General features: G+C 60.3%; 12 protein-coding genes. 7 read left to right on the top strand and 5 right to left on the bottom strand.

Features of this window, described 5'->3' with window-relative positions:
* Positions 1 to 18: 18 nt before the first annotated feature.
* Positions 19 to 2,247, top strand: a complete 2,229-nt coding sequence (gene ppk1, locus AABM52_RS29505; protein WP_347909694.1) for a polyphosphate kinase 1 — start codon at positions 19 to 21, stop codon at positions 2,245 to 2,247.
* Between the two features lie 166 nt (positions 2,248 to 2,413).
* Here ppk1 and ppx read toward each other — a convergent pair whose 3' ends face one another.
* The 5 genes from ppx to AABM52_RS29480 form a co-directional block, all read right to left on the bottom strand.
* Positions 2,414 to 3,916 carry an exopolyphosphatase gene (ppx, locus tag AABM52_RS29500; RefSeq protein WP_347909693.1) on the bottom strand — a complete coding sequence of 501 codons (1,503 nt, stop codon included), beginning with the start codon at positions 3,914 to 3,916 and terminating at the stop codon, positions 2,414 to 2,416.
* 215 nt (positions 3,917 to 4,131) lie between these two features.
* The gene (locus tag AABM52_RS29495) at positions 4,132 to 4,869 is read right to left on the bottom strand and encodes an amino acid ABC transporter ATP-binding protein (protein ID WP_347909692.1); all 738 of its coding nucleotides are present in this window, start codon (positions 4,867 to 4,869) and stop codon (positions 4,132 to 4,134) included.
* Positions 4,856 to 5,506 (bottom strand): amino acid ABC transporter permease, encoded by a 651-nt coding sequence (locus AABM52_RS29490; protein WP_347909691.1) that lies wholly within the window; start codon positions 5,504 to 5,506, stop codon positions 4,856 to 4,858. Before AABM52_RS29490 ends, AABM52_RS29495 begins: the two co-directional genes overlap by 14 nt.
* Positions 5,503 to 6,171: an amino acid ABC transporter permease gene (locus AABM52_RS29485; protein WP_046039042.1), complete on the bottom strand. Its 669-nt coding sequence runs from the start codon at positions 6,169 to 6,171 to the stop codon at positions 5,503 to 5,505. Before AABM52_RS29485 ends, AABM52_RS29490 begins: the two co-directional genes overlap by 4 nt.
* Before the next feature lie 22 nt (positions 6,172 to 6,193).
* Positions 6,194 to 6,979 carry a transporter substrate-binding domain-containing protein gene (locus AABM52_RS29480; RefSeq protein WP_046039044.1) on the bottom strand — a complete coding sequence of 262 codons (786 nt, stop codon included), beginning with the start codon at positions 6,977 to 6,979 and terminating at the stop codon, positions 6,194 to 6,196.
* A 256-nt stretch (positions 6,980 to 7,235) separates the two neighbouring features.
* Between AABM52_RS29480 and AABM52_RS29475 the strand changes: the two genes are divergently transcribed.
* The 6 genes from AABM52_RS29475 to AABM52_RS29450 all read left to right on the top strand — a co-directional run bounded on the left by AABM52_RS29475 (position 7,236) and on the right by AABM52_RS29450 (position 14,598).
* Entirely contained in the window at positions 7,236 to 7,943 is a 708-nt protein-coding gene (locus tag AABM52_RS29475) for a FadR/GntR family transcriptional regulator (protein ID WP_347909690.1), read from the top strand.
* A gap of 120 nt (positions 7,944 to 8,063) precedes the next feature.
* A complete protein-coding gene (trxA, locus tag AABM52_RS29470; RefSeq protein ID WP_003206727.1) occupies positions 8,064 to 8,393 on the top strand; it encodes a thioredoxin TrxA in 330 nt (109 codons plus the stop codon).
* A 247-nt stretch (positions 8,394 to 8,640) separates the two neighbouring features.
* On the top strand, positions 8,641 to 9,900 hold the full coding sequence (rho, locus tag AABM52_RS29465) for a transcription termination factor Rho (RefSeq protein ID WP_046039047.1): 1,260 nt from the start codon (positions 8,641 to 8,643) through the stop codon (positions 9,898 to 9,900).
* Positions 9,901 to 10,096: 196 nt separating this feature from the next.
* Positions 10,097 to 12,094: an acyltransferase family protein gene (locus tag AABM52_RS29460; protein WP_347909687.1), complete on the top strand. Its 1,998-nt coding sequence runs from the start codon at positions 10,097 to 10,099 to the stop codon at positions 12,092 to 12,094.
* A gap of 69 nt (positions 12,095 to 12,163) precedes the next feature.
* Positions 12,164 to 13,630: a 4-hydroxy-3-polyprenylbenzoate decarboxylase gene (ubiD, locus tag AABM52_RS29455; RefSeq protein ID WP_008048693.1), complete on the top strand. Its 1,467-nt coding sequence runs from the start codon at positions 12,164 to 12,166 to the stop codon at positions 13,628 to 13,630.
* Positions 13,630 to 14,598: a CDP-6-deoxy-delta-3,4-glucoseen reductase gene (locus AABM52_RS29450; protein ID WP_347909686.1), complete on the top strand. Its 969-nt coding sequence runs from the start codon at positions 13,630 to 13,632 to the stop codon at positions 14,596 to 14,598. Before ubiD ends, AABM52_RS29450 begins: the two co-directional genes overlap by 1 nt.
* Positions 14,599 to 14,745: the final 147 nt, after the last annotated feature.

The following is a 14,745-nucleotide window of genomic DNA, read 5'->3' as shown; positions in this document are numbered from 1 at the left end:
CCCTCCCAGGAACATTCGATGAATACCGAAGTGCTCACTGAAGTTGCCGTAAAAGACGCTCAACCTGTGGTGGAGCAAGTCGACGAGACCCCGCCGGAACTGGAGCCAGCTCCGCCCGCGGCGGTCGTCGAAACCGCCGTGACAGCGACAGCGCCAGCGCTGGCCATTCCCGGTCTGGATGACAGCAGCCTGTACATCCACCGCGAGCTCTCGCAACTGCAGTTCAACATCCGCGTGCTGGAGCAGGCGCTGGACGAGTCCTACCCATTGCTGGAGCGGCTGAAGTTTCTGTTGATCTTCTCCAGCAACCTGGACGAGTTCTTCGAGATTCGCGTCGCCGGCCTCAAGAAGCAGATCACCTTCGCCCGTGAACAGGCCGGTGCCGATGGTCTGCAACCGCATCAGGCGCTGGCGCGCATCAGCGAACTGGTCCACGGTCACGTCGATCGCCAGTACGCGATCCTCAACGACATTCTGTTGCCGGAACTGGAAAAACATCAGGTCCGCTTCATCCGTCGCCGCAACTGGACGGCCAAGCTCAAGACCTGGGTCCGCCGCTATTTCCGTGACGAGATCGCGCCGATCATCACCCCGATCGGCCTCGACCCGACGCACCCGTTCCCGTTGCTGGTGAACAAGAGCCTGAACTTCATCGTCGAGCTCGAAGGCATCGACGCCTTTGGCCGCGATTCCGGTCTGGCGATCATCCCGGCACCACGCCTGCTGCCGCGCATCATCAAGGTGCCGGAAGAAGTCGGCGGCGCTGGCGACAACTATGTATTCCTGTCGTCGATGATCCACGCTCACGCCGATGACCTGTTCCAGGGCATGAAGGTCAAGGGTTGCTACCAGTTCCGCCTGACCCGTAACGCCGACCTGGCGCTGGACTCCGAAGACGTCGAAGACCTGGCCCGCGCCTTGCGCGGCGAACTGTTCTCCCGTCGCTATGGCGATGCGGTGCGTCTGGAAGTGGCCGACACCTGCCCGAAACACCTGTCCGACTACCTGCTCAAGCAGTTCAACCTGAGCGAGACGGAGTTGTATCAGGTCAACGGTCCGGTGAACCTGACGCGGCTGTTCAGCATCACCGGCCTGGACAGCCAGCGCGAGCTGCAATACCTGCCGTTCACCCCGCAGATTCCGAAACTGCTGCAGAACAGCGAGAACATTTTCAGCGTGATCAGCAAGCAGGACATCCTGCTGCTGCACCCTTTCGAGTCGTTCACCCCAGTGGTCGACCTGCTGCGCCAGGCCGCCAAGGACCCGCATGTGCTGGCGGTGCGGCAGACCCTGTACCGTTCCGGCGCCAACTCGGAAATCGTCGATGCGCTGGTGGATGCGGCGCGTAACGGCAAAGAAGTCACGGCTGTGATCGAATTGCGCGCGCGGTTCGACGAAGAGTCCAACCTGCAACTGGCCAGCCGTCTGCAAGCGGCCGGTGCGGTGGTGATCTACGGCGTGGTCGGCTTCAAGACCCACGCCAAGATGATGCTGATTTTGCGGCGCGAAGCAGGTGAGATCGTGCGTTATGCGCACCTCGGCACCGGTAACTATCACGCCGGCAACGCCCGCCTGTATACCGACTACAGCTTGCTGACCTCCGACGACGCCTTGTGCGAAGACGTCGGCAAACTGTTCAGCCAGTTGATCGGCATGGGTAAGACCCTGCGCATGAAGAAGCTGCTGCACGCACCGTTCACCCTGAAAAAGGGCATGCTCGACATGATTGCCCGGGAAACCCAATTCGCCCTCGACGGCAAGCCGGCGCACATCATCGCCAAGTTCAACTCGCTGACTGATCCGAAGATCATCCGCGCGTTGTACAAGGCCAGCCAGTCTGGCGTGCGCATCGATCTGGTAGTGCGTGGCATGTGCTGCCTGCGGCCGGGCATCGCCGGGGTTTCCCACAACATCCACGTGCGTTCGATCATCGGCCGCTTCCTGGAGCACACCCGGGTCTTCTACTTCCTCAACGGTGGCGACGAGCAGATGTTCCTGTCCAGTGCCGACTGGATGGAACGCAACCTCGACAAGCGCGTCGAGACTTGCTTCCCGGTGGAAGGCAAGAAGCTGATCATGCGGGTCAAGAAAGAGCTGGAGTTGTATCTGACCGATAACACCCACAGCTGGAGTCTGCAGTCGGACGGTCGTTACATCCGTAACACTCCGACCGGCAACCAGAACCCGCGTAGCGCCCAGGCGACATTGCTGGAGCGTTTGGGCAGTCCGATCCTTGCCGTCCGGTAACGCATAAACCCTGTAGGAGCGAGCCTGCTCGCGATAGCGAAGTGTCAGTTGACATCAATGTTGGCTGATCCGACGCCATCGCGAGCAGGCTCGCTCCTACAGGTTTAGCTGTGTCTGCAGAATCTCGAATACAAAAAAGGCCTTCCGAAGAAGGCCTTTTTCAATTTCAGCGAGCGGTCAACACGATGTCGACCCGGGTCAGCCATTGCGCTTCAATTTCGAAGTCGGCCTGGGTCAGCTGGTTTTCGTTCAGCCAGTTTTCCGGGAACACCACTTCCAGGCTGTTGCCATTGGCATTGAGTTCCACCTGGGGCATTTGCTGGGTGCCACGGATGTGATGGAACAGGATCGCAAAGCGCAGCAGCACGCACAGGCGAATCAGCTTGGTTCCGTCATCGCCGAAATCGGCGAACTTGTCCTTGGGAATGTTGCGTCGGTGGCCGCGTACCAGCAGTGCGAGCATCAACTGGTCTTCGCGGGAGAACCCGGCGAGGTCCGAGTGCTCGATCAGGTAGGCACCGTGCTTGTGGTACTGGTAGTGAGCGATGTCCAGGCCCACCTCATGGACCTTGGCCGCCCAGCCGAGCAGTTCGCGCCAGACGCCGTCTTCCAGATCCCAGTCCTCGGCCACCTGATCGAACGCATGCAGCGCCTTGCGTTCGACCCGTACCGCTTGCTCCTGATCGACGTGGTAGCGCTCCATCAGTGACGTGAGGGTGCGTTCGCGCACGTCTTCGTGATGATGACGGCCCAGCAGGTCATAGAGCACGCCTTCGCGCAGGGCGCCTTCGCAGTGATCCATGCGTTGCAGTTCGAGGGAGTCGAAGATCGCCTCGAGGATCGCCAGGCCGGCCGGGAAAATCGCCCGGCGATCCGGTTTGATGCCTTCGAAATCGATTTTCTCGACGTCGCCCATCTTGATCAGTTTGCGCTTGAGCCAGGCCAGGCCTTCGGCGTTGACCTCGCCGGTGCCGTGACCGCCAGCTTTCAGCGCCAGACCGATGGCGCGGATGGTGCCCGAGGAGCCAATGGCTTCATCCCAGGTCAGGCGGTGCAGGGCGTGCTCGATGCTCATGATCTCCAGCCGTGCCGCAGTGTACGCCTGGGCGTAACGGGCCGGGGTGATCTTGCCGTCCTTGAAATAGCGCTGGGTGTAACTGACGCAACCCATCTGCAGGCTTTCGCGCAGCAGCGGTTCGAAGCGCTGGCCAATGATGAATTCGGTACTGCCGCCGCCGATGTCGGCCACCAGGCGCTTGCCCGGGGTGTCGGCGAGGGTGTGGGACACGCCGAGGTAGATCAGGCGCGCTTCTTCACGACCGGAAATGACTTCCACCGGATGGCCGAGGATTTCTTCGGCGCGACGGATGAATTCGGCGCGGTTACGGGCTTCACGCAAGGCGTTGGTGCCGACGATACGAACGGCGCCGGTGGGCATACCGCTGATCAGTTGGGCGAAGCGCTTGAGGCAATCGAGCCCGCGTTGCATCGATTCTTCGCTGAGCTGGCGCTCTTCGTCGATGCCGGCGGCCAGCTGAACCTTCTCCCCGAGACGCTCGAGAATACGGATCTCGCCGTTCTGGGCCTTGGCCACGACCATGTGAAAGCTGTTGGAGCCCAGGTCGATTGCGGCGATCAGGGACAGATTCTTGGCTTGGGATTGCGGCATGGTCAGGGGTCTCGGTCGATAACCTCGACATCGTGCCACGATCAAAGGCTGGCGCCAACGCGTAGGTGACCGCTTCGCGGTCAATCGCGAGCAAGCTCGCTCCCACAGGGTTCCAGGTTGCCTCTAATCCCGCGACCGGCGCAGGCCTCATGTGGGAGCGAGCTTGGTCCGGGCGGCGTTCCGACGATGACGGCATTGCTGGCGCTGAAGATTTGTCAGCCCGCCGCCTCAACCGTCCCGATGAAATTCGCCAGCTCTGCTGTCTGCGGGTTGGCGAACAGTAGTTTCGGATCCCCAACCTCATGCACCTTGCCCTGGTGCATGAACACCAACTTATCCCCAACCTCCCGGGCGAAGCGCATTTCGTGGGTGACCATGATCAGCGTCATGCCTTCCCTGGCCAGTTGCCGGACCACGCTCAGCACTTCGTTGACCAGTTCCGGGTCCAGCGCCGAAGTGATTTCGTCGCAGAGCAACACCTTCGGCGACATCGCCAGTGCCCGGGCAATTGCCACCCGTTGTTGCTGCCCACCGGACAGCCGATCAGGGAAAGCATCGAACTTTTCCCCCAGTCCGACCCTTTCCAGCATTTGCCGCGCCAGTTCGGCGGCCTTGGCTTTCGGTACTTTCTGCACCACTTGCGGCGCGAGCATGACGTTCTCGCCCACGGTCAGGTGCGGGAACAGGTTGAACTGCTGGAACACCATCCCGACTTTCTGCCGCAGGCTGCGCAGATCGGCGCGGGCGGCGTCGAGGTACTCGCCGTCGACTTCGATCACGCCGTCGTTGATCGACTCCAGGCCGTTGAGGGTGCGCAGCAAGGTGGACTTGCCCGAGCCACTGCGGCCGATGATCGCCACCACCTGGCCCTCCTCGATGCTCAGGTCGATGCCTTTGAGCACATGGTGATCGCCGTAGTATTTATGCAGGGCGGAAATTCTAAGCAGAGGCATGCAGTCTCCTTTCCAGGTAGCGCGCACTGAGCGACAAGGGGTAGCAGAGCAGGAAGTAGCCGAGGGCGACGAGGCCGTAGACCATGAAAGGTTCGAAGGTGGCGTTGGCGAGCATGCCGCCGGTTTTGGTCAGCTCGGTGAAACCGATGATCGAGGTCACAGCGGTGCCTTTGACCACTTGCACTGAAAACCCCACGGTCGGCGCCACGGCGATGCGCAGGGCCTGGGGCAGGATCACATGACGCAATTGTTCCAGCGGGTTCAGCGCCAGGCTCGATGAGGCTTCCCATTGGCCGTTTGGAATCGAATCGACGCAACCGCGCCAGATCTCCGCCAGATAAGCGCTGGTGAACAGCGTCAGTGCAATCGCCGCCGCCATCCACGGCGAAATCTCTATCCCGGCCAACGCCACGCCGAAAAACACCAGGAACAGCTGCATCAATAGCGGTGTGCCCTGGAACAGTTCGATGTAGGTGCGGGCGAAACTGCGCGGCAGGGGTTTGTCCGAGATGCGCATGACCATGATCAGCAAGCCGATCAGCCCGCCGCCAATGAACGCCACCAGCGACAACGCCAGCGTCCATTGCAGACCCATGAGCAGATTGCGCACGATGTCCCAGAAGGTGAAGTCGCTCATCGGCTGCTCCTTGCAATGAAGCGGTGGCCTATCCAGTTCAGCAACTGGCGGATCAGCAGCGCCATGCACAGGTACAGCAGTGTGGTCAGCGCATAGGTTTCAAAGGCGCGGAAGTTGCGCGACTGAATGAAGTTGGCGGCGAAGCTCAGCTCCTCCGTAGCAATCTGCGAACACACCGCCGAACCGAGCATGACGATGATTATCTGACTGCTCAGGGCCGGCCAGACTTTGCCCAGTGCCGGTAGCAGCACCACATGGCGGAACGCTTCGAAGCGCGTCATCGCCAGTGCCGCCGCCGCTTCCAGCTGACCCCGGGGAATTGCCTGGATGCCGGCGCGGATGATCTCGGTGGAATAGGCGCCGAGGTTGATCACCATCGCCAGCACCGCCGCCTGCCATTCGGAAATCTGCACGCCCAGGGACGGCAAGCCGAAGAAGATGAAAAACAACTGCACCAGGAATGGCGTGTTGCGGATCAACTCGACGTAGACCGCGAAAATCCCCGCGAAAGGCCGGATGTTCCACGCCCGCACAAGCGCCCCGACGATGCCCAGCCCCACGCCGAGCACAGCGCCGATGGCGGTCAGCTCAAGGGTGAACAACGCACCTCGTAGCAACAGGTCGGTGTTGTTCACCACCGGCAGGAAATCGAACTGATAAGCCATAAAACGTCTCCAGCGCGCCGAATCAGAGATCGGCCGGCAACGGTTCTTTCAGCCAGGTCAGGGCGTTCTTCTCCAGCGCGCCGTCAGTCTTGGCGGTCACGAGGATCTGGTTGACCTTGTCCAGCAGCGCCGGCTCGTTCTTGTTCACGCCGACGTAGACCGGCGAATCCTTGAGCTTCACTTTCAGCGCCGGCACGCGTTTCGGGCTCTTCTCGCTGATCGCGACCATCACCACGTTGCCGCTGGCGATCAGGTCGACTTGCCCGGCCAGGTACGCGGCAATGGTCGAGTTGTTGTCTTCGAAACGTTTGATGGTCACGCCTTCGGGGGCGACCTTGGTCAGTTCGATGTCTTCGATGGCGCCACGGGTAACGCTGATGGTCTTGCCCTTGAGATCGTCCAGGCCTTTGATGTCGGCGTCTGGTGGACCGAATACGGCGAGGTAGAACGGCGCGTAGGCGCGGGAGAAGTCGATGACTTTTTCGCGCTCCGGGTTCTTGCCGAGGCTGGAGATCACCAGGTCGACCTTGCCGGTGGTCAGGAACGGGATGCGGTTGGTGCTGTTGACCGGGGTCAGTTCGAGTTTGACCTTGAGCTGGTCGGCCAGCAGTTTCGCGGTGTCGATATCGAGGCCACGGGGTTTCATGTCCGGGCCGACCGAGCCGAAGGGCGGGAAGTCCTGAGGCACGGCGACCTTGAGGACGCCGCGCTTGACCACATCCTCCAGACCGTCGGCGTGGGCGGGTGCCTGGCTCAGCATCAGGCTGGCAAACAGGGCTGCGAGGAGGGCGCTGTAACGCTGGGTCATGGCAAATCTCCGGATCGGCAAGAAGTGATTTCTGCGGATCGACAGAGCATGGGCCATGCCAACATGGGGGTTTGAGGGCGCCAGAGCGCGGTTTTACTGGTTTCGCACGGTCTTACTGGTCTGAACAGTCAGGTTGCGTTTCGCACCCCGATGGCGCAGCCGTGAAAATCACCGAACCCCCATGGGGCACGACTTGCCCAGCGTTGCGAATAGCTTTACAACTGAGCGCACATTGGCCTGGTTCGTCTGGAAAACCATGAACTCGATCTCCCGCGCCGTACCTGAAGTGGCGCTGCAAGCCATCCGCAAACTGATTACCGAACAGGGCTTCGGCCCTGGGGATGCCTTGCCCTCGCAACGGGACCTGGCGGTGCAATTGGGGGTCAGTCGGGCATCCTTGCGCGAGGCGTTGTCATCGCTTAGTGCGCTGGGCGTCATCAGCATCCAGCCGGGCAAAGGCGTGTTCGTGCAATCGCCGGTGGAGCTGCCGCGGGGCGATGCGGCGCCGGGCTGGCCGTTCGCGGCGCAGGCTTCGCCGCTGGACATCTTTCAGCTGCGCTATGCGCTGGAGGGGTTTGCGGCGGGATTGGCGGCTGTAACCTTGAGCACCGACGAACTCGATGCGCTGGAAGACAATGTCGCCGCCATGCGCAACGAGCTGAAGTCCGGCGACTTCGAAGCCGCTGCCCGCCTGGATTTCGAATTCCACCGCCGCATCCTGCTGGCCAGCGGCAATCAGGCGATGCTGAGCATCCTGACCGCCAGCGCCGACATCTTCCTGGAAAGCCAGAAGCTACCGTTCATCCGGGTCGAGCGGGCCATGGAAACCTGGCAGGAACACCGTAAAATCCTTCGTGCGCTGGCCCGTCGAGCGTCTGGCGCCGCGCAAAAGGCCATGCAAGAACACGTACGCAACGCCGCGTTGCGCACCGGAATCGCGTTCATCGCTCCCGTCAATTCATGACCTGAGCTATACCCAAACTCATGAATCACCATAGCGAGACTCAATCATCTGCACCTTCCTGAACGAGGGAAGGGCAGCTATGATGGGCCACGTTTTTTTGCTTACAACCTGGAGAATTCCATGAGCAGCGATCTTATCAAACACGTTAGCGACGCTAGCTTCGAGGCCGACGTACTCAAGGCCGAAGGCGCTGTACTGGTCGACTACTGGGCTGAATGGTGCGGCCCTTGCAAAATGATCGCTCCGGTTCTGGACGAAATTGCCGAGACTTACAAAGGCAAGTTGACCGTTGCCAAGCTGAACATCGACGAAAACCAGGAAACCCCGGCCAAGCACGGCGTGCGCGGTATCCCGACCCTGATGCTGTTCAAGAACGGCAACGTTGAAGCGACCAAGGTCGGCGCACTGTCGAAGTCGCAACTGGCTGCCTTCCTCGACGCCAACATTTAAGCGTCGCTGCAAAGTATCCTGAAAAAGCCCCGCAAATAGCGGGGCTTTTTGCGTATTCAGGGCTAGACGCTCCTAAACTCAGGTGGTACATTCGGCCCCGCACTGGTTTCTCCATTGCCCCCTGCTAGCCGTCGCCGACGCACTCCTTTTCGAATAAGTACGCGATCCTGTCGCCTTCTCTGCGGCGCGGCCTCATTAAGCCAAAAGCTTAATTTCCCCCCTCCATAAATGATTACGTCATTCCTATATGAATCTGACTGAACTCAAGCAAAAGCCGATTACCGAACTGCTCGAATTGGCCGAACAGATGGGCATAGAAAATATGGCCCGTTCGCGCAAGCAGGACGTGATTTTCTCCCTGCTCAAGAAGCACGCGAAAAGCGGTGAGGAAATCTCCGGTGATGGCGTGCTGGAGATTCTCCAGGACGGCTTCGGCTTCCTGCGCTCCGCTGACGCTTCCTATCTCGCCGGTCCAGACGATATCTACGTCTCGCCGAGCCAGATCCGTCGTTTCAACTTGCGCACCGGTGACACCATCGTTGGCAAGATCCGCCCTCCAAAGGAAGGCGAGCGTTATTTCGCGCTGCTCAAGGTCGACACGATCAACTACGACCGTCCGGAAAACGCGAAAAACAAGATTCTCTTCGAGAACCTGACCCCGCTGTTCCCGACCGTGCGCATGAAGATGGAAGCCGGTAACGGTTCCACCGAAGACTTGACCGGTCGTGTCATCGACCTGTGCGCCCCGATCGGTAAAGGCCAGCGCGGTCTGATCGTTGCACCGCCGAAAGCCGGCAAGACGATCATGCTGCAGAACATCGCCGCGAACATCGCGCGTAACAACCCTGAAGTTCACCTGATCGTGCTGCTGATCGATGAACGTCCGGAAGAAGTAACCGAAATGCAGCGCACCGTGCGCGGCGAAGTGGTTGCCTCGACGTTCGACGAACCGCCAACCCGCCACGTGCAGGTTGCCGAAATGGTGATCGAGAAGGCCAAGCGCCTGGTCGAGCACAAGAAAGACGTGGTGATCCTGCTTGACTCCATCACCCGTCTGGCTCGCGCCTACAACACCGTGATCCCGAGCTCCGGCAAGGTACTGACCGGTGGTGTCGATGCCCACGCCCTGGAGAAACCGAAGCGTTTCTTCGGCGCCGCGCGGAACATCGAAGAAGGCGGTTCGCTGACCATCATCGCCACCGCGCTGGTTGAAACCGGCTCGAAGATGGACGAAGTGATCTACGAGGAGTTCAAAGGCACCGGCAACATGGAACTGCCGCTGGATCGCCGTATCGCTGAAAAGCGCGTCTTCCCGGCCATCAACATCAACCGTTCCGGCACCCGCCGCGAAGAGTTGCTGACTGCCGACGACGAGCTGCAACGCATGTGGATCCTGCGCAAGCTGCTGCACCCGATGGATGAAGTGGCTGCCATCGAGTTCCTGGTCGACAAGCTGAAAACGACCAAGACCAACGACGAATTCTTCCTGTCGATGAAGCGCAAGTAACATCGCCCGTTGAGTTCAAGAGAATGGCGCCCCGGTGGGGCGCCATTTTTTTGCCCGCACTTTTTTGCCCGGGCCATGGGATGTTTTTGATTGGCCAGGGTCAGTTGGTTAACACTTCAACCAGCCGCGTTTGCAGTCATCTCCGGGGACGATGCTCAAGCGCGCTGAAAACAACGATCTGACTGGTTTTATGTTTATGAGCACACTGGCTTATCGAAGGGACATCGACGGCTTGCGCGCAGTGGCAGTGATCGCTGTCGTGCTGTTTCATTTTGGCGTTCCGGGGTTTACCGGCGGCTTTGTCGGCGTGGACGTTTTTTTCGTGATTTCCGGTTACTTGATCACCTCGATCATCTGGAATCAGCGCCAGGCCGGGCAGTTCAGCTTCGTCGATTTCTGGGCCCGGCGTGCGCGGCGGATTTTGCCGGCGTTGTTCGCGATGATCGTTGCGGTGTTGGCGGTCGGCTGGTTTTTGCTGGCACCGAAGGATTACGAAGAGCTGGGGCGATCGGTGCGTTACCAGGTGATGTTCGTGTCCAACATCCTGTTCATGCGCCAGGACGGCTATTTCGATGTCGCCTCCGATCTTAAACCCCTGCTGCACACCTGGTCGCTGGCGGTGGAGGAGCAGTTTTACATCGTCTTCCCGTTGCTGCTGACACTGCTGTCGAGCCGTCTGAAACATTGGCGACTGGCGCTGTTCGGCGTATTGCTGCTGTCCTTTGGCTTGAGCGTGTGGGCCGTCGCCCATCATCCGGAAAAAGCTTTCTTCTTGTTGCCGATGCGTGCGTGGGAGCTATTGGCCGGAGCGATGCTGGCGGTAGCGCCCAAGTCTGCATGGCGTCTCAAGCCGATGGCAGCGCAGTGGCTGAGCCTGCTCGGCATGGTGCTGATCCTGCTGGCGGTGTTCGGTTATGACAAGGCCACGCCATTCCCGGGCGTCGCGGCGTTGCTGCCGGTGCTTGGTGTGGTACTGCTGATTCTGGCAAATGGTCATCGTGAAACCTGGATTGGTCAGTTTTTGAGCAGTCGGGTAATTGTCGGCCTTGGCCTGGTTTCTTACTCCTGGTACCTGTGGCACTGGCCGGTGTTCGTATTTTCCCGCTATGCCAGCGTCAGTGAGCTCGGCGCTGTCGACCGTGCCGGGTTGATTCTGCTGACGCTGTTGCTGGGTTATCTGTCCTGGAAACTCGTCGAAACCCCGTTTCGTGAGCGACGCCTGCTCGCCGGGCGCCGGCAGATTCTGCTCGCTGGCGCCTGCGGCGTCCTGGTGCTCGGCCTGGCCGGGCAAACCTTGCGATGGACCGACGGCTTGCCGTGGCGTCTGTCTGACCAGGCCCTGCAATACGCCAAGGGTCGCGAATGGCGGCCAGAGCTCATGGCCTGCCTGGCCGATGACAAGACGCCGGATGACAAGTTGTTCTGCCGTTATGGCGCGCAAAACCGCCTGCCCCCAGCGCTTGTCTGGGGCGATAGCCATGCCACGGCGTTGATTCCGGTTTTCGACGAGGGTGCCAAGACCCATGGCGTCAACGTGATGCTCGCCAGTTCTCCCGGTTGTGTGCCAGTCGAAGACCTGGAGCACGATGCGCGTTGCGCGCGGTTCAATCGACGCGTTGAACAGGCCTTGCAGCCGCAAGCTGTCAGCGATGTGGTGTTGGTCGCGCACTGGAGCCTGTACCTCTACGGCGACGGCAAAGGTGATCTGGGCCACGCTCTGAAAAGCGCTGACGGGCATTACGACCGCGCCAGTGCTGAACATCGTCTGGCCGATGGCTTGCGTGCACGAGTCGCGCAATTGCGAGCCGGCGGGCATCGGGTCTGGCTGGTAAAAGAGGTGCCGTTGCAGGCCTTCAGCCCACCGTATCGCCTCACACGTCTGGCAATGCTGGATCGTCCGGTCGACGATGTCGGGCTGGCGCTCGCAGAGCACCACAAACGCCAGGCATTCATCAGTCAATTGTTCGCGCAACTGGCGCAAGACCCGGCGGTACAGGTGGTGGACCCGGCTCCAAGGCTATGTGGTGCAAACGGCCTGTGCCGCGCCGAACGCGGCGGCTACTCGTTGTACACCGATGACAATCACCTCTCGGAGGTCGGTGCGCGGTGGGTGGCGCCGATTCTCGAACCGCTGTTTGTCAGTCTGCAAGCCAGGGCAAACCCGGGGAAACCGCAGGTGAATGCATCCAGATAAGCAGCGATAAGCTGCCAGCGGCCGGCAGAGCAGGTAGGATGTACGCCTATTTTTCGGGTGCCATCATCAATGAAATTCAAGGATCTTCGGGATTTCGTGCAGCAGCTTGAGCAGCGCGGAGAGTTGAAACGCATCCAGATCCCCGTCTCTCCAGTGTTGGAGATGACCGAGGTGTGTGATCGCACGCTGCGTGCCAAAGGCCCGGCGCTGTTGTTCGAAAAGCCGACAGGCTATGACATCCCGGTGCTCGGCAACCTGTTCGGTACCCCCGAGCGGGTCGCCATGGGCATGGGTGCCGAGTCGGTCAGCGAACTGCGCGAAATCGGCAAGCTGCTGGCGTTCCTCAAGGAACCCGAGCCGCCGAAAGGCCTGAAGGATGCCTGGTCCAAGCTGCCGATCTTCCGCAAGATCATTTCGATGGCGCCGAAAGTCGTCAAGGACGCGGTGTGCCAGGAAGTGGTCATCGAAGGCGACGACGTCGACCTGGCCATGTTGCCGGTGCAGACCTGCTGGCCGGGCGACGTCGGTCCGCTGATCACCTGGGGCCTGACCGTCACCAAAGGTCCGAACAAGGATCGCCAGAACCTCGGCATCTACCGTCAGCAGGTGATTGGTCGCAACAAGGTCATCATGCGCTGGCTGAGCCACCGTGGCGGCGCGCTGGATTACCGCGAGTGGTGCGAAAAGCACCCGGGCCAGCCGTTCCCGGTTTCCGTGGCCCTGGGTGCGGACCCGGCGACCATCCTCGGTGCCGTGACCCCGGTGCCCGACAGCCTTTCCGAATACGCCTTCGCAGGTCTCTTGCGCGGTAACCGCACCGAGTTGGTGAAGTGCCGCGGCAACGACCTGCAAGTGCCGGCCACCGCCGAAATCATCCTCGAGGGCGTGATCCATCCGGGCGAGATGGCCGATGAAGGCCCGTACGGCGACCACACCGGTTACTACAACGAAGTCGACAGCTTCCCGGTGTTCACCGTCGAGCGCATCACCCACCGGATCAAGCCGATCTACCACAGCACTTACACCGGCCGTCCGCCGGATGAGCCGGCGATCCTCGGCGTGGCGTTGAACGAAGTGTTCGTGCCGATCCTGCAGAAGCAGTTCCCGGAGATCACCGATTTCTACCTGCCGCCCGAAGGCTGCTCGTACCGCATGGCCATCGTGACCATGAAGAAGTCGTATCCGGGCCACGCCAAGCGGGTAATGCTGGGTGTCTGGTCGTTTTTGCGACAGTTCATGTACACCAAGTTCGTTATCGTCACCGACGACGATATCAACGCCCGGGACTGGAATGACGTGATCTGGGCCATCACCACGCGCATGGACCCCAAGCGCGACACGGTGATGATCGACAACACGCCGATCGACTACCTGGACTTCGCCTCGCCGGTTTCCGGCCTGGGGTCGAAAATGGGCCTCGATGCCACGCATAAATGGCCGGGCGAAACTACCCGTGAATGGGGCCGGGTCATCGTCAAGGACGATGCCGTGACCCAGCGGATCGATGCCATCTGGAATCAGTTAGGAATAGATTGATGCGTGTAACCTTGCAGCCCTCCGGAGCAGTGCTTGAGATATTGCCCGGCGAGCGGATTCTCGATGGCGCACGACGTCTGGGCTACGAATGCCCGCAAAGCTGCCGCAACGGCAATTGCCACGTGTGTGCGGCGCTGCTGGTGGAAGGCCGGGTCGAGCAGGCTGGCAATGTGCGTGACCATGGCGAGTTCTACACTTGCATAGCGGAGCCGCTGGAAGACTGCATCGTGCTGTGGGATGGCGTGCTCGCGCTGGGAGAACTGCCGGTGCGCAGCGTGTCGTGTCAGGTCATTGAGTGCAAGGAGGTGGGCGGCGACACCTGGCGCGTGCGTCTGCGGGCTCCGGCCGGCAAAACGCCACGCTACCACGCCGGCCAGTACCTGATGATCGAGCGCGAGAACGGCGAAAAGTCCGCCTTTTCCCTCGCCTCGGCACCGCATGCGGGGCGCGACCTGGAAATCCACGTACTGGCGCGCGAATCCAGTGCGCTGAGCCTGATCGAACAGCTCCAGCGCAACAGCATGGTGCGGGTCGAGTTGCCGTTTGGTGATACCCACCTGGAGGAGTTGCCGGACGGTCCTCTCGTGCTGATCGCCGCTGGTACCGGCATGGGCCAGGTCCACGGCCTGATCGAACATTGCCGGGCCTCGGGTTTCAAGCATCCGGTGCATCTGTATTGGGGGGTGCGTCGTCCAGAAGATTTTTATCAAGTCGAGCATTGGGACGAATGGCTGAAGCTGCCCAACCTGTTCCTGCACAAGGTCGTAAGTGATCAATGCGGTTGGGAAGGGCGGTGCGGCATGTTGCATGAAGCGGTCTGTGAAGACTTCCCTGACCTCAAGCCGCTGCATGTTTACGCCAGTGGCTCTCCGGCCATGGTCTACGGCACGCTGGATGCGCTGGTGGAAGCGGGGATGGACGCGCATCAGATGCGTGCCGACGTATTTGCCTACGCACCGCGCTCTTGAGCCTGGATCCTGATACTGCTCCTACAGGTTTATAACTCTCTATATAGCCTATCGGTATTTATAATCTTTTATAAATTTCGGTAGGTTATATTTAACGAAGGTATTTATTTAAGAGCTGTGCCATGTCATTCAAATTGCCTTAAAACT

This window comes from Pseudomonas grandcourensis (assembly GCF_039909015.1).
In the GTDB taxonomy this organism is placed as follows: domain Bacteria; phylum Pseudomonadota; class Gammaproteobacteria; order Pseudomonadales; family Pseudomonadaceae; genus Aquipseudomonas; species Aquipseudomonas grandcourensis.
Note: the sequence above shows the minus strand (reverse complement) of the source record. Positions and strands in the feature narration are given on the sequence as shown.